Origin of the sequence: Nocardia sp. SYP-A9097, assembly GCF_009649815.1 — a bacterium.
Taxonomy (GTDB): Bacteria; Actinomycetota; Actinomycetes; order Mycobacteriales; family Mycobacteriaceae; genus Nocardia.
The window spans coordinates 52,833-68,120 of sequence record NZ_WJIC01000004.1 but is presented as its reverse complement, the minus strand read 5'-3'; the positions used below and the strand labels follow the sequence as shown (position 1 = coordinate 68,120).

Below are 15,288 nucleotides of genomic sequence, written 5' to 3'. Positions count from 1 at the left end.
TTCCGAAGCATCACCGCGAGCAGCCGAAAACCCTTGCGCGGGCCTACTATTTACCCTTCCGAAGCATATTTCCGCAGGTGGGGGCGGAACGCGGCATCGTGCGCCGCTATTGGGCAGTGACCGTAAGGTTGCGCCGATCTCACAGCTCACAATGACCCCCAGCGCACTGTGAGAGAACCGTTTTGCCGCCTGCCCGCACGTCTTTACAGTCGAGCCAGCAGCCCGGTTCTTCGCACTCGATAGGGGCATCATGGCTAACTCGCACACCGGAACCTCCGCCGGCGATGCACTGCTCCGATTGGGTAAGTACTTCCATCGTGGTGAGGTCTCGGACGATCTGCGCACCCTGCATCAGGTGGGTGGGCGCGACGCCGACGAGTTCTACCGCGATCGCTGGTCGCATGACAAGGTGGTGCGCTCCACGCACGGCGTGAACTGCACCGGGTCCTGCTCCTGGAAGATCTACGTCAAGGACGGCGTGATCACGTGGGAGTCGCAACAGACCGACTATCCGTCGGTCGGCCCGGACAAGCCGGAGTACGAGCCGCGGGGCTGCCCGCGTGGGGCGTCGTTCTCCTGGTACACGTATTCGCCCGCGCGCATTCGGTATCCGTATGTGCGCGGCGTGCTGCTGGAGCTGTATCGCGCGGCCAAGGAACGGTTCAAGGATCCGGTGCTGGCGTGGGAGTCCATTGTCGAGGACCCGGAGACGGCCAAGTCGTACAAGTCCGCGCGCGGTAAGGGCGGCTTCGTGCGCGCCGAATGGTGGGAGGCCGCGGAGATCGCCGCCGCCGCACATGTGCACACCATCAAGAAGTACGGACCCGATCGGGTGGCCGGGTTCTCCCCCATTCCGGCCATGTCGATGGTGTCGCATGCCGTTGGGGCACGGTTCATTTCGCTGATCGGCGGCTCCATGCTGTCGTTCTACGACTGGTACGCGGATCTGCCGGTGGCATCGCCGCAGGTGTTCGGTGATCAGACCGATGTGCCCGAATCCGCAGACTGGTTCGATGCCGGATACCTGATCATGTGGGGCTCCAATGTCCCGGTCACCCGCACCCCGGACGCGCACTACATGACCGAGGCGCGCTATCGCGGGCAGAAGGTCGTGGTGGTCTCCCCCGACTACGCCGACAACACCAAGTTCGCCGATGAATGGGTGCCCGCGCGCCCCGGCACCGATGCCGCGCTGGCCATGGCCATGGGTCATGTGGTGTTGCGAGAGTTCTTCATGGACAAGCGAACCGAGCGTTTCGACAATTACATCAAGCAGTACACCGACCTGCCGTACCTGATCGCCCTGGACGAGAAGGACGGTCTCGCGGTACCGGGCAAGTTCCTGACCGCGGCCGACCTCGGAATCGCCGGGGAGAGTGTGGAATTCCAGCCGGTACTGCTGGATGCGGACGGAAATCCGCAGGTGCCCAACGGATCTCTCGGCCACCGCTTCACCGAAGAAGGTGCGGGCCGCTGGAATCTCGATCTCGGGGATGTCGATCCCCTGCTGACTCTGCACGGTCGCACCGATGATGCTGCGGCCGTGCAGTTCCCCCGTTTCGACGGGCCGTCGGCGGAGGTGCTTACCCGCGGCGTGCCGACCACGGTTATCGCGGGCAAACGGGTGACGACCGTATTCGATCTGCTGATGGCACAGTACGGTGTCGCGCGCCCCGGCCTGCCCGGCAGCTGGCCCACCGGATACGACGACCCGAGCGAGCCGTACACCCCCGCCTGGCAGGAGACCATCACCGGCGTTCCCGCCAAGCAGTGTGAGCGCATCGCCCGCGAATTCGCCGATAACGCGGACCGTTCCGGCGGACGCTCCATGATTCTGATGGGCGCCGGCACCAACCACTGGTTCCACTCCGACCAGATCTACCGCGCCTTCTTCACTCTGACGCTGCTCACCGGCTGTCAGGGCGTAAATGGCGGCGGCTGGGCACATTACGTGGGCCAGGAGAAGTGTCGTCCCGTAACCGGTTGGTCCACACTGGCTTTCGCCTCCGACTGGCAGCGCCCGCCGCGCCAGATGCAGGGCACCGTCTTCTGGTACCTCACCAATGACCAGTGGCGCTATGACCCGTTCACCTCCGAAGCCTTCGCCTCACCGCTGGGCAGCGGCAGGTTCGCGGGGCGCACGGCGGCCGACAATATCGCGCTCGCTTCACGTTTGGGCTGGATGCCGTCCTACCCGACGCTCAATCGCAACCCCTTGGATCTGGCCGATGAGGCCGAGGCGTCCGGGAAGTCCGCCGCCGACTATGTGGTCGACGGGCTGAAATCCGGTGACCTGCGCTTCGCCTGCGAGGACCCGGACGCACCGGAGAACTTCCCGCGCGTGCTCACGGTGTGGCGGGCGAATCTGCTCGGCTCGTCGGGCAAGGGCAATGAGTACTTCCACAAGCATCTCCTCGGCGCGGACTCCAATCTGCAGACCGGTGAGGCCACCGGCGCGCGCCCGCAGGAGCTGGTGTGGCGGGAGGAAGCACCCACCGGCAAGCTGGATCTGCTGCTCTCCCTTGATTTCCGCATGACCAGCACGACGCTGTTCTCCGATATCGTGCTGCCCGCCGCCACCTGGTACGAGAAGCACGATCTCTCCTCCACCGATATGCACCCGTTCGTGCATGCCTTCACCCCGGCCATCTCCCCGCCGTGGGAGGCGCGCACCGACTTCGAGGCGTTCCATCGCATCGCGCGCGGCTTCTCCTGGCTGGCGGAGAAGCACCTCGGTATCCGCAAAGACATTGTCGCCGTGCCGCTTCAGCACGACACCGCCGATGCGCTGGCCCAGGCCGGCGGCCGGGTGCTGGACTGGAAGAAGGGCGAATGCGAGCCCATTCCCGGCGTGACCATGCCGAAAATCGTTGTGGTCGAACGTGATTACCCGAAGGTCGCCGAGAAGATGGCGGCGCTCGGACCGTTGGTCGAGCGCATGGGTCTCACCACCAAGGGCGTCACCACCGTTCCCGATGCCGAGGTCGAGTACCTCAAAGGCATGAACGGGACCGTGGTTTCCGGTGTGGCACAGGGTCGTCCGTCCCTGGCCAAGGACACCCATGCGGCCGAGGCCATTCTGGCGCTTTCCGGCACCACCAATGGCAGGCTCGCGGTGGAGGGCTTCCACGAACTGGAGAAGCGCACCGGCACCCAGCTCGCCGATCTCGCCGCCGAACACGAGGGTAAGCGAATCACCTTCGCGGACACCCAGGCTCGGCCCGTTCCGGTCATCACCTCACCGGAGTGGTCCGGCAGTGAGACCGGCGGGCGCAGGTATTCGCCCTTCACCATCAATACCGAGCGGCTCAAGCCGTGGCACACCCTCACCGGGCGGCAGCACTTCTACCTCGATCACGACTGGATGATCGAGCTCGGTGAACAGCTGCCGATCTACCGGCCGCCGCTCGATATGACGGCATTGTTCGCCGAACCCGGAATCGGCGCGGTGAACGAGAACGGTGTCACCGTGCGGTATCTGACACCGCACTCCAAGTGGTCCATTCACTCGGCGTACCAGGACAACCTGCATATGCTGACGCTCTCGCGCGGCGGCCAGGCCATCTGGATGTCCGAGCTCGACGCCGCCAAAATCGGTGTGGCAGACAATGATTGGATCGAGGCGGTCAACCGCAACGGTGTGGTGGTGGCCCGCGCCATCGTCTCGCACCGCATGCCCGAGGGCACGGTTTTCATGTACCACGCCCAGGACCGCGCGGTGAATGTCCCGCGTATCGAAGGCCCCGCCGAGAATGCCGAGGGCGCAAAGGAATTCAAGGGCCGAGGCAAGCGCGGCGGTATTCACAACGCGCTCACCCGCATCATGATCAAACCCTCACACCTCATCGGCGGGTACGCCCAGCAGTCCTTCGCGCTGAACTACCACGGCCCCACCGGAAATCAGCGCGACGAAGTCACGACCATTCGCAAGCGCAATCAAAAGGTGGAGTACTGACGATGAGCGCGACGAGGTCACACTGCGCCGTTGGCAAGCGCAGCCTAGAAGTGGAGTACTGATATGCGCGTCATGGCACAGCTGGCGATGGTCATGAACCTCGACAAGTGCATCGGGTGCCACACCTGCTCGGTCACCTGCAAGCAGGCGTGGACCAATCGCGCGGGCACCGAGTACGTGTGGTTCAACAATGTGGAAACCCGTCCGGGACAAGGCTATCCGCGCCGCTACGAGGATCAGGAGAAGTGGAAGGGCGGGTGGACCCTCACCAAGCGGGGCAAGCTGACCCTCAAATCCGGGTCGCGAATGAAGCGGCTGCTCAATATCTTCGCCAATCCGGACCTGCCCACCGTGTCGGATTACTACGACCCGTGGAGCTACGACTACGACAACCTGCTGTCCGCCCCGCAGATGGACACCACCCCGGTAGCACGGCCCAAATCCCTTATCACCGGCGAGAATACGGATGTCACCTGGGGCGCGAACTGGGACGACTCGCTCGGCTCCGGCCCGGAGCAGGTCGGTAAGGACCCGCTGCTGGCCAAGCTGTCCGAGCAGGTGAAGCTCGAATTCGAGCAGACCTTCATGTTCTATCTGCCGCGCATCTGCGAGCACTGCTTGAACCCGTCCTGCGCGGCGGCCTGCCCCTCGGGCGCGATCTACAAGCGTTCCGAAGACGGCATCGTGCTGGTGGACCAGGACAAGTGCCGTGGCTGGCGGCAGTGTGTGAGCAGTTGCCCATACAAGAAGATCTACTTCAACCACAAGACGGGCAAGGCGGAAAAATGTACTTTCTGCTACCCGCGTGTGGAGGTCGGCATTCCGACCGTGTGCTCGGAGACCTGCGTCGGGCGGCTGCGGTATATCGGCGTCATGCTGTACGACGCGGATGCCGTGCGGGCGGCCTGCGAGGTCACCGACGACAAGGAGCTGTACCCGGCCCAGCTCGGGGTGTTCCTCAATCCGCATGATCCGCGGGTGATCGCCGAGGCCGAGGCCGCCGGCATCTCCCCGGATTGGATTCAGGCGGCACAGGATTCACCGGTCTACAAGCTGATCGTCGACTACAAGATCGCACTGCCGCTGCATCCGGAGTACCGCACCATGCCGATGGTCTGGTACGTGCCGCCGCTGTCGCCGGTGGTGGATGTGCTGTCCGAGACCGGGCACGACGGCGAGAATGTCTCGAATCTCTTCGGTGCCATCGACGCATTGCGAATTCCCCTGGAGTACTTGGCCGAACTGTTCACCGCCGGTCAGATCGAACCGGTCCGGGATTCACTGCAACGCCTCGCCGGAATGCGTTCGTTCATGCGGTCGATCAATCTCGGTCAGGAACCCGATATGGGGATTCCCGACTCCGTGGGCCTCGAGCCCGAGGAGATCGAGGCCATGTACCGGCTGCTCGCCATCGCCAAGTACGAGCACCGCTATGTGATCCCCAATGGCGCGACTTCCCGTGCGCACGAACTGGATTCACTCGCCACCGGCTGCTCGCTGGACACCGACGGCGGACCCGGTATGACCGCGCTCGACGTGGTGGTCGAGAAGTTCCACCTCACCGACACCAATGGCGCCGCGCCGGACGAGAAGTCGAACCGCATCAACCTGCTCAACTGGGACGGTAAGAGCGCCGCCGGGCTGCTCCCCGCCAAGAACGGCAACGGCGACACCCACAATGGTGACGCCCCACCCAATGACGATGCGGCCGAACCGATTCCGACGGGTGCGATCCGATGAGCCTGCTGAAACTGCGCCGCCGCCCCGAACCCGTGGTCGCCCTCTCCGAGCGGGACCGGCATCTGGTGTGGCGGCTGGCCGCCCTGCTGCTGGACTACCCGCATGAGCGCACCCTCGCCATGCTCGACGACTTGTCCAGCGCCACAGCCGAATTGCCCGGCACCGTGCGCCCGCACCTGGACGGCTTCCTCGACCACCTGCGCGCCGGCTCCCCCATCGCCCTGGCGCAGCAGTACGTCGAGACCTTCGATATGCGCCGCCGCGCCAGCCTGCACCTGACCTTCTACGCCTACGGCGACACCCGCAAACGCGGTATGGCACTGCTGCGTTTCAAGCACGCCTACCGGCAGGCGGGCGTGGAGCTCGGCGACGAGGAGCTCCCCGACCACCTCCCGGTGCTGCTGGAATTCGCCGCCACCGTGGACCCCATCGGCGGCGAACGCCTGCTCGGCGAGCACGTCCCCGTCCTGGAGCTGCTACGACTCTCCCTGTCCGACAGCGGATCTCCGTACGCGGGCATTCTCACCGCCGTCACCTCCACGCTGCCGCCGGTCACCACCGCCGACCGCCGCCGCATTGCCGAACTCGCCGCCCAGGGTCCGCCCGAGGAAGAGGTCGGCCTGGAGCCCTTCGCCATGGACCCCCTGGCCTTCGCCGGATCGGAAGCCCGCCGATGACCCCCGCTCTCTGGCTGACACTCCCCTATGTCGCCTTCACCTCGTTCGTCCTGGGTCACCTGTGGCGCTATCGCAATGACCAATTCGGCTGGACCACACGGTCTTCCCAGGTCTACGAGTCCCGGCTGCTGCGCCTGGGCAGTCCGCTGTTCCACTTCGGCATGCTCGGCGTCATCGGCGGTCACGTACTCGGCGTCCTCATCCCCGAGTCCTGGACCGATGCCGTAGGCATCTCCGAGCACCTCTATCACGTGGTCGCGGTCTCCGCGGGCACGGTCGCGGGCATAGCGGTCATCGCGGGCATAGCGATCCTGCTGTACCGCCGCGTCACCGTCACGGCCGTCCGCAAAGCCACCACCCGCAATGACCAACTCATGTACGTCCTGCTGGCGGGCGCTCTGATCACCGGTCTGCTCAACACGGTCGGCAGCAACCTGCTCTGGGGCACCTACAACTACCGCGAAACCGTCTCTCCCTGGTTCCGCAGTCTCTTTTCCACCCACCCCCAGCCGGACCTCATGGTCGGCACCCCCTGGACCTTCCAAGCCCACGGCCTGCTCGTCCTGACCCTGATCGCCATCTGGCCGTACACCCGCCTGGTCCACATGTTCAGCGCCCCCGTCGGCTACCTGACCCGCCCATACGTCGTCTACCGCAGCAAGGAAACCAACGCCGCGGACAAACGCCGCTTCGCGCGAGCCTGGGACGCTCCGGTTCTCCCACCCCGTTGATCGGGGGTCAAGTCCGGTATCGGTGGATCTCATTTCGATAACCAGGGGCACACAGTAGGGTGAAGGCAGGCGGTGTTGACCCGAGTCATTCGGATACGGCAACCCGGCGCGGCCCGGGAAGTTGGCACATGAACTCCACAAGACAGACCACCCTGCGGGATGAGCAGAGTGAATTCGGTGCGGCGCGCGCGGCTGAGAAGGCGGCATGTGCCAAGCAGAACGCACTGGCTCGGCACACGGTCGCAGGTCACGCACTGGATGCGGCGGATTGCGAATACCTGCTGCAGATGCTCGGTCTGGATGCGGCGTCGATCAGCGCGGACGGGCTCGCCAGGGAGTGAGCCCGCGGGCTAACCGATCAGCCTGAAACCGGTGGACGTTCTACCATTAGATACTAGAATGGTAGAGAGCCCCGCAACGGCGAGGTGCGCCCGGGAAGGCGGATGCCATGAGCTTGAACATCAAGAACGAACGCGTTCACGCACTGGTACGTGAGGCAGCCCAGCGGACCGGGCTGTCGCAGACCAGCGTGGTGGAGGAGGCGTTGAAACTCATGCTCCGAGATCTTGATGCACAGCAGGGAATCCGGCTGGATATCCAACGACAAAAGATCGATGTACTGGTCGCCGATATCCATAGGATGCTTACGCCAGAGCGGCTCGCACTACTCAATACCGACGATCTTTACGATGACGCAGGACTGCCGGCATGATCGTGGATGCCTCTGCCCTGCTGGCCATCTTGAAGGACGAGCCGGAGTGCGCGGAATTCCTCGAAACCATCGCGGCGGCAACAAATCCCATGATGTCGGTGGTCAACCATCTCGAGGTCGCGATCAAGGTCGATCGCGACCCCGACCCACTATTCGCGCGTCGCGCAGACGAACTGATCAAGCGGCTGCGACTCGAGTTGCAACCGGTCACCCTGGAGCAAGCCGCGGCCGCCCGCGCCGCATATCGCGATTTCGGCAAAGGCAGCGGGCATCCGGCTCAGCTGAACTTCGGCGATTGCTTCGCGTACGCGCTGGCATCGGAAGCGGGTGAACCGCTGCTGTACAAGGGCAATGACTTTGTACACACCGATATCCGCCCTGCGCTATGAGTTCCGCGATTCCGCTGTGACACTGCGGTTTCGGACCGCAACGACCGCTGCCGGCCATCAGCTTGCACTGATGACCAGCAGCGATCTGACGGGGTCGAACATGAACGGGTATCTCGCCCGCGGGTGAGTTATCCGGCGAGCTTGGCCAGATTCGGGAAGTTGCTGATCTCCCAGCCGCCGTCCACCACCAGTTCGGTGCCGGTGATGTAGGAGGCGTCGTCGCTGGCGAGGAACAGGCAGGGGGCGGCGACCTGTTCGGCGCTGGCGGCCGCGCCCAGCGGAATCCGGTCCAGGAACATCTGTTTCGCGGGTTCGTAGCCCATGACCGCCGCCGTGAGCGGGGTGTCGACCAGGCCGGGCAGCACCGAGTTCACTCGAATTCCATACTGCGCCAACTCGAGTGCGGCGTTCTTGCTGAACATCACCACACCCGCTTTGCCGGTGGAGTACGGGCTGCCGCCGGGCATGGGGACCCGGCCGTCCAGCGAGGAGACGTTCACGATGGCGCCGCCACCGCTCTCGCGCATCAGCCGGGCCTCGTGTTTGGTGCAGAGGAACACGCTCTTCTGCACCAAGTCGACTGTGAAGTCCCAGTCCGCTTCGTCGAGATCGGTGACGGCACCGATTCGGGAACCGCCCGCCACATTGAAGGCCACGTCCAGGCGGCCGAAACACTCTGCGGCAGTAGCGATTCCGTCGGCGACCTGCGCCTCCACCGTCACATCCGCGAGCACCGGGACGAAGGCGTCACCGAGTTCGGCGACCTTCTTACCCAGGCCCGCCTCGTCGATATCGAGGCCGACCACCGAGGCGCCCTCGGCCACCAGCGCGGTGGCGATGGCCGAGGCGATCCCGGAGGCCGCGCCCGTGACGACGGCGACCTTTCCGTCGAATCTTGCTGTGCTCAAAGCGATCTCCTGTTATCCGCGGCGACCGGCGCGCAGGAATTCCCCCGTGCGCTCCTTGCCGAGCTGCGGGGACTTCTCACCCAGCCCGAAGACGTACTCACCGTTCACCAGGACGGCGGTCACGGTGTTGTCATTGCGATTGACCATGCGGGAAAGGTTGTCGTACTCGGGAACCGGGTTCTCCGCGTACGCGTCCAGGCTCTCGTCCAGGTAGACCGGATCGATGATCAACACATCGGCGCGATCACCCACCCGCAGATGCCCGGCATCCAGGTCGTACCAGTCGGCCAGCTCACCGGTGACGCGATGCACGGCATGCTCCACCGTCATGAACGGCTTCCCGGCCTGCTGCGCTTTGTGCACCCGCTTGAGCAGTCGCAGCCCGAAGTTGTAGAAGGCCATATTGCGCAGGTGCGCGCCGGCATCGGAAAAGCCCAGCTGCACGGTGGGATCCGCGGCCAGCTTGTCCAGCACCTCCGGACGGTGATTGGAGATGGTGGTGCGCCAGCGCACCTTGGGCCCGTACTCCACCACCAGATCCAGGAAGGCGTCCACCGGGTGCACGCCGCCGCGATCCACGCCGACCTGACCGAAGGTCTTACCGATCACGGTCTCGTCGGGGCATTCGGTGATCTCGGCATCGAAGAAGTCCCGATGCCAGACCCGCGGGCCCCACTTCTTGTCGTAATCCTTGCGGAACCAGCGCCGGTACTCCTCGTCGGCGAGCAGCGCGCGCCGATCCTCGATCTGATTCGTCAGATGCAGAGCCGCCGCACCGGAACCGAATTCCTCGAAAACCGGCAGATCGATGCCATCGGAGTACACCTCGAACGGCACCGGCAGGTGCTGCCAGCGGAAGTCGCCGCCGAGCCGGTTCAGGATCTTGCCGATGAGCGGGAAGATCTGCACCACACCGGGAATGGCCTTGATATCGGCCGCCGACAGCAGGCTCACCTTCAGATTCGGCCGGAAGATGCCGAGGCTGCTGGCCGCCATGGCGATCAGGCTCTGCGGGCGCGCCACATCGGGACCACCCTGCAACGCCCGCTTCCGGTCGCGCAGAATGCGATTCAGCCGCCGCCGTTCCTTCGGCTTGGCGTAGGTGGAGGGCAGCGTGCGCGACCGGCACACCTCACCATCGAGCTTGTCGAAGAGCAGTTGCTGCGAGGACATGCCCACGAAGCCGGCGTCGAGGGCCTCGGTGAGCTTGAGCTCCATGGCCTGCAACTCCGCTTCGGTCGGCTTCACATCCGGCCGAGTCGAACGGTCCAGACCCATCTGCGCGGCCCGAATATCCGAATGCCCGATGAAGGCAGCCAGATTCGCGCCCAGCGGCAGCGATTCCAGCGCCGCCACATAGCTGTGCGCGCTGTTCCAGGTCTTGAGGTCGTCGACCGCCGACACCACGAACTTGTGCGGAATCGCCTCCACGCGTCCGAACAGGTCGCCCGCGTCCGAGCCATTCACGTGAATGGTCGAGAGCGAGCAGGATCCGAGCACAATCGTGGTGACACCGTGCCGCAGCGACTCCGACAGCGTCGGATCCAGCAGCACCTCCACGTCATAGTGGGTGTGGATATCCACCATGCCAGGCATGACCCACCGCCCGGCGGCGTCTATGACTCGCCCGCAATCGGTTTCGTCGAGCGGTTCGGCGCTGACCGCGGCGACTCGCCCGTCGGTGATGCCGATATTACGGATGGCGGACGGCGCACCGGTGCCGTCGAACCAGCGCCCGTCCTTGATGATGGTGTCGTACACGGTCTCTCACTCCCCGAGGGATAGGTCGCGGCGCAGCACCTTGCCGGTCGCATTGCGAGGCAGCGCATCAGCGGTGATGAGCCAGCGGGCGGGCACCTTGAAGTAGGCGAGCCGCTGCGCCACATGATCGCGCAGTTCGTCTTCGGTAACCGAATCAGGATTGGCCACAACGACAATCGCCGCCACTTCTTGACCGAGATCCTCGTGCGGAATGCCGATCACGGCGGATTCCTGCACCAGCGGGTGATCGTCGAGAGCGTTCTCGATCTCGGTCGGGTAGACGTTCTCACCGCCGCGCAGAATGAGATCCGAACGCCGCCCGGCCATTTGCAGCCGACCCTCGCTGACGAAGCCGAAGTCGCCGCTGCGCAGCCAGCGGTTCTCGTCGATGGACGCCTTGCTGGCGTCCTCGTTGCTCCAGTAGCCGAGCATGACGTACGCGCTGCGAATACAGATCTCGCCCTCGGTGCCGTCCGGGACGACATTCCCCTCGGGATCGCGAATCTCCACGGCCACACCGATAATGGGCCGCCCCACCGTCTCCGGATTGGTCATCAGGTCCGGCGGTGTCGCCACGGTGGCGGCGGTACCGGATTCCGTGCACCCGTAGCTGGTGGTCAACGCCACCTGCGCGACCGGCAGCCGCTCGCGCAGCCGCTGCTGCAGCGCGGGCGAGGACGGCGCGGCATTGAGGGAGAACCCGGCCAGCGACGACAGATCGTATTGTGTGAGATCGGTATCCAGCAGTCGGCTGGCCATGGTCGGCACCGCACCCCAGTTGGTGATGCGCTCGGATTCGATGAGCCGCAGGATCTTGTCGGCGTCGAAGCCGCCGGACGGGAAGACCACGGCGTCACCGGTGCGCAGCCGCGGAATCGCCAGATTGTGCAGGCTCGCGATATGGAACAGCGGCGAGGTGGTCAGGAACCGCCGGCTGGTCGGCGAACCATCCCACGGCAGGCCGCGGAAGCCCGCCGCCAGCGCGTCGGTGAAGCGGTGATAGTCGCTGACCGCCACCATATTTCGATGCGAGTGCACCACGCCCTTGGGGCGGCCGGTGGTACCGGAGGTGTACAGGATGCAGGCCGGATCGTCCTCGGCCACCTCGACGCTCGGGTACTGCCCGGCGAACTCCGCGATCAGTGCGGGCAGGTCCTGCTCCATGGTGAGCACCGGCACCGTCGACCCGGATTCGGCCACGGCCGCCGCGCGCTTGGCATCGACGATCACCACCTTCGGCTCGGTGTGCTCGAGCCCGTAGGCAATCTCCATCGGAGCCCACCAGGCGTTGTAGCCCACCGGAATCGCGCCGAGACGCTGTGCCGCCCAGAAGGTCAGCACCCATTCCGGGTTGTTGGCGGCCAGAATGCCGACCCGGTCGCCCTTACCGACGCCGTAGCGCTGCGCCAGCGCCGCCGCCAGCGCGCCCGCGGCCTCGTAGTGTTCGGCGAAGGTCATCCGGCTGTCGGCACTGACCAGGTAGTCGCGGTCGCCGAGTTCACGGGAGGCTTCGAGCACCTCCAGCAGCGAGCGATGCCGATTACGGAAGACCGGGATGGTCGCGCCGAGCACCTCCTCGGCGGTCATCTCGAACTGCCCGCCCGGACCGGTGAGCTTCCCGGCGATCTGGGCCGCGAGGGCCTGGAGGTCAACGGTGTTCGTCATGAATGAAGTCCTCGAATATCGTCGGGCTGTTGTTCCGGAAGAAGCGTTATCACGATTACCCTCGCACCGCGGCGAAAACCGGCTTCAGATAGGCGTTGGCGCGATCGGAGCCGATGAGCCCCGGAGCCATTCGATTCATGGTGTAGGCGACGGTGACCCGATTGTCCAGATCGTTGACGACCATGGACCCGCCGAGCCCGCCCCACCAGCACACTCGGCCGTCCTGCGGCACCTCGGGCGCGGTGTGCGGCTGCGACAGGCCGTAGCCGATGCCGAAGCGCAGCGGCATCAGCACCGCCAGGTCGACACCGTCCGCCTGCTGATCGAAGATCAGGTCGATCGTCTTGGCCGACAGGAACTTCCGGCCGCTCAGTTCGCCGCCATTGCTGATCACCGACTGCACCCGGGCCACCGAGCGGGCATTGCCCTGACCATTGGTGCCGCCGATCTCGGCATCGAGCCAACCCGGCGTGGCGCAGAGCTCGAAGTCCAGCAGCGGCTGGAAGAGCGTCTTGTACAGGACGCTGTCCTTGGGCAGCAGGTCCTGGTCGAACGTGCCGAAGTCGGGCGGAACCAGCGTGGCAATGCGCTCGGAATACTGTGCGGCCCTGCCGATATGGAAGTCCGCGCCCAGCGGCTCGGCCAATTCCTCGGCGAAGAAACGACCGAGCGAACGCCCGTCGATTCGCCGGACCAGTTCACCGATCAGGTGCCCATAGTTATTGGCGTGATAGCCCGATGCGGTGCCGGGCTCCCAGAACGGCTCCTGCTCCGCCAGCAGCGCGGCGGACGACTCATTGTCGTAGATATCGCTGAACGGGAACTCGGTCGCCCAGCCCGACACCCCGGAGGTGTGCGAAAGCAGGTGCCGCACTTCGATATCGGCCTTGCCATTGGCCGCGAACTCCGGCCAGTAGTGCGCCACCTTCGCGTACACATCCAGTTCACCGCGGTCGACCAGCAGTAGCGCGCAGAGCGCCGTCATGGTCTTGGTGATGGAAAAGGTGTTCACCAGGGTGTCCGCACCCCAGCGCGTGGTCCGCTCCGGATCGGCGTGGCCGCCCCACAGATCGACCACCGGATCGCCGTCCACGGTCACGCACAGGGCAGCGCCCAGTTCGGCCCCCGACTCCACCTGTTCGGTGAAAGCGGTTCGTACGGCGGCGAATTCGTCGGCACAGAATCCAGCGACATTGCTCATCTGTTCCGCCCCTTTCTCAGACTTTGACGCTCGCACGGGGCGAGACCGGCAGCGAATGACCCTGCGCGGCAGCACGCTTGGCGCCGCGCTCGATTTCCCGCTTCAGATCGCGCACATAGGGCTCGAACTCGGTCTGAATGGTGTGCCGCGGCGAGTCGTAGTACTGACCGCTGCGCTCCTGCTCCTTGACCCGCATCTCCTCGACCATCTCGGGCTGCGAGGGCAGGTGATAGTTGCCGGTCAGATACGCGGCGACCAACTTCGACTGCTGTTCGGCGAAGTTCACCAGCGTCGGCATGGGCTGGGCCAGACCGAGATAGAACAGATTGGGTACGCCCGGCTTGATCATATGCCGGTAGAGCGGGATCATATTGCGCTCGTCGGGGGTCAATTCCGGATCGGAGAAGAACGGAAAGCTGATGTGATATCCGGTGGCGCACACCACCACATCGACCTTCTCCACACTGCCGTCGGCGAAGTGCACCTTGTCGCCGTCGAGCCGGGTGATGGCGGGCTTGAAGGTGATGTCACCGCAGCCGGCGCGATGCAGGAACTCCTCGCTGGCGGACGGATGTGCTTCGAAGGGAAGGTGATCCGGCTTCGGGAGACCGTAATCCTCCATATAGCCGCGATTCTTGACCACGAAGCGCTGCTTCAGCTTGAGCCCCAGCTTCTTCGGCATCCACGACGGCATCGCCGCCTTGTCGCCGACCTTGCCGTTCACATACTTCGGCAGCACCCAGACGCCGCGGCGCGCGGAGAGATAGAACTTCGAGGCGATGAAGCGCTGCGAGAGTTCGCTGGCGATATCCAGACCCGAGTTACCCATGCCCACGACCACGATTCGCTTGCCGCGCATATCGATCGGATCGAAGGGATCGTTGTACGAGTGCGAATGCATGAGGACGCCGTCGAATTCGCCCGGGTAGTCGGGCATGCGCGGATCCCAGTGGTGGCCATTGCAGACCAGCAGCACATCGTAGGTTTCGGTGCGGCCGGTGTCGGTGGTGATCTGCCACAGGCCCTCGGCATCGCGCTTGGCGTCGATCACCTTGGTATTGAGGATGATTCGATCACCGATGCCGAAATGCTCGACGTAATCCTTGAAGTACTGGTGCAGCTGGGTGTGATGCGGGAAGTCCGGCCACTCCTCGGGGGCCGGGAAATCCTCGAAGGCGAGGCGGAACTTCGAGGTGTCGATGTGCAGGCTCTGATAGCAGGCCGACATACCGTTCGGGTTTTTGAAGTACCAATTGCCGCCGATTTGATCCGAGGCTTCGTAGCAGTCGAAGGGGATGCCGTATTCGGCGAGCCGCTTAGCGGCCGTGATACCGGACGGGCCGGCGCCGATGACGCATACCCTGGGCAACTCGCGTGTTTCCAATGCACTCTCCTGGCTTCGGTCACAGGTCACATTCCCGGACCGGACGTGATGTGACCCACACGCTAGCAGTCGCTAGACACCATGTCTAGTGAATGAACATACGTCTACTATCGGGGTGGTAAACCGGACAGACGTAAACTCGAGCATCGGAAAACGGCCGCCATA

Annotated in this window: 12 protein-coding genes; 7 read left to right on the top strand and 5 right to left on the bottom strand. The window is 64.6% G+C overall.

The window, feature by feature from the left end; translation table 11 throughout:
• Positions 1-250 precede the first annotated feature (250 nt).
• From GFY24_RS10405 to GFY24_RS10375, 7 genes are all read left to right on the top strand, one after another.
• Entirely contained in the window at positions 251-3,955 is a 3,705-nt protein-coding gene (locus tag GFY24_RS10405) for a nitrate reductase subunit alpha (protein WP_153804813.1), read from the top strand.
• A 72-nt stretch (positions 3,956-4,027) separates the two neighbouring features.
• Positions 4,028-5,695, top strand: a complete 1,668-nt coding sequence (gene narH / locus GFY24_RS10400) for a nitrate reductase subunit beta (protein WP_228566209.1) — start codon at positions 4,028-4,030, stop codon at positions 5,693-5,695.
• Positions 5,692-6,372, top strand: coding sequence for a nitrate reductase molybdenum cofactor assembly chaperone (gene narJ / locus GFY24_RS10395; RefSeq protein ID WP_153804811.1), 681 nt, complete (start codon positions 5,692-5,694; stop codon positions 6,370-6,372). Before narH ends, narJ begins: the two co-directional genes overlap by 4 nt.
• Positions 6,369-7,103, top strand: a complete 735-nt coding sequence (narI, locus tag GFY24_RS10390; RefSeq protein WP_153804810.1) for a respiratory nitrate reductase subunit gamma — start codon at positions 6,369-6,371, stop codon at positions 7,101-7,103. The genes narJ and narI overlap by 4 nt, the downstream gene beginning before the upstream one ends.
• 128 nt (positions 7,104-7,231) lie before the next feature.
• Positions 7,232-7,444 (top strand): hypothetical protein, encoded by a 213-nt coding sequence (locus GFY24_RS10385; RefSeq protein WP_153804809.1) that lies wholly within the window; start codon positions 7,232-7,234, stop codon positions 7,442-7,444.
• A 107-nt stretch (positions 7,445-7,551) separates the two neighbouring features.
• Complete coding sequence (locus GFY24_RS10380; protein WP_153804808.1) at positions 7,552-7,815, top strand: type II toxin-antitoxin system VapB family antitoxin; 264 nt, start codon at positions 7,552-7,554, stop codon at positions 7,813-7,815.
• Positions 7,812-8,204 (top strand): type II toxin-antitoxin system VapC family toxin, encoded by a 393-nt coding sequence (locus GFY24_RS10375; protein WP_153804807.1) that lies wholly within the window; start codon positions 7,812-7,814, stop codon positions 8,202-8,204. Before GFY24_RS10380 ends, GFY24_RS10375 begins: the two co-directional genes overlap by 4 nt.
• 128 nt (positions 8,205-8,332) lie before the next feature.
• On the opposite strand, the gene GFY24_RS10370 is transcribed toward GFY24_RS10375, so the two are convergent.
• Genes GFY24_RS10370 through GFY24_RS10350 form a run of 5 tightly spaced genes read right to left on the bottom strand, consistent with a single transcriptional unit; the run spans position 8,333 to position 15,123 of the window.
• Positions 8,333-9,112: an SDR family NAD(P)-dependent oxidoreductase gene (locus GFY24_RS10370; protein WP_153804806.1), complete on the bottom strand. Its 780-nt coding sequence runs from the start codon at positions 9,110-9,112 to the stop codon at positions 8,333-8,335.
• Positions 9,113-9,124: 12 nt separating this feature from the next.
• Positions 9,125-10,873 carry an amidohydrolase family protein gene (locus GFY24_RS10365; protein WP_309230697.1) on the bottom strand — a complete coding sequence of 583 codons (1,749 nt, stop codon included), beginning with the start codon at positions 10,871-10,873 and terminating at the stop codon, positions 9,125-9,127.
• A gap of 6 nt (positions 10,874-10,879) precedes the next feature.
• Positions 10,880-12,538 carry a class I adenylate-forming enzyme family protein gene (locus GFY24_RS10360; RefSeq protein ID WP_153804805.1) on the bottom strand — a complete coding sequence of 553 codons (1,659 nt, stop codon included), beginning with the start codon at positions 12,536-12,538 and terminating at the stop codon, positions 10,880-10,882.
• 55 nt (positions 12,539-12,593) lie between these two features.
• Complete coding sequence (locus GFY24_RS10355) at positions 12,594-13,739, bottom strand: serine hydrolase domain-containing protein (RefSeq protein WP_153804804.1); 1,146 nt, start codon at positions 13,737-13,739, stop codon at positions 12,594-12,596.
• Positions 13,740-13,755: 16 nt separating this feature from the next.
• The gene (locus tag GFY24_RS10350) at positions 13,756-15,123 is read right to left on the bottom strand and encodes an NAD(P)/FAD-dependent oxidoreductase (RefSeq protein ID WP_153804803.1); all 1,368 of its coding nucleotides are present in this window, start codon (positions 15,121-15,123) and stop codon (positions 13,756-13,758) included.
• Between the last annotated feature and the right edge of the window lie 165 nt (positions 15,124-15,288).

What these genes read in the sequence shown, in the direction of transcription:
- GFY24_RS10405 (WP_153804813.1), top strand. Translation starts at nt 251, where the DNA reads ATGGCTAACTCGCACACCGGAACCTCCGCCGGCGATGCACTGCTCCGA.
- narH (WP_228566209.1), top strand. Translation starts at nt 4,028, where the DNA reads ATGGCACAGCTGGCGATGGTCATGAACCTCGACAAGTGCATCGGGTGC.
- narJ (WP_153804811.1), top strand. Translation starts at nt 5,692, where the DNA reads ATGAGCCTGCTGAAACTGCGCCGCCGCCCCGAACCCGTGGTCGCCCTC.
- narI (WP_153804810.1), top strand. Translation starts at nt 6,369, where the DNA reads ATGACCCCCGCTCTCTGGCTGACACTCCCCTATGTCGCCTTCACCTCG.
- GFY24_RS10385 (WP_153804809.1), top strand. Translation starts at nt 7,232, where the DNA reads ATGAACTCCACAAGACAGACCACCCTGCGGGATGAGCAGAGTGAATTC.
- GFY24_RS10380 (WP_153804808.1), top strand. Translation starts at nt 7,552, where the DNA reads ATGAGCTTGAACATCAAGAACGAACGCGTTCACGCACTGGTACGTGAG.
- GFY24_RS10375 (WP_153804807.1), top strand. Translation starts at nt 7,812, where the DNA reads ATGATCGTGGATGCCTCTGCCCTGCTGGCCATCTTGAAGGACGAGCCG.
- GFY24_RS10360 (WP_153804805.1), bottom strand. Translation starts at nt 12,538, where the DNA reads ATGACGAACACCGTTGACCTCCAGGCCCTCGCGGCCCAGATCGCCGGG.
- GFY24_RS10355 (WP_153804804.1), bottom strand. Translation starts at nt 13,739, where the DNA reads ATGAGCAATGTCGCTGGATTCTGTGCCGACGAATTCGCCGCCGTACGA.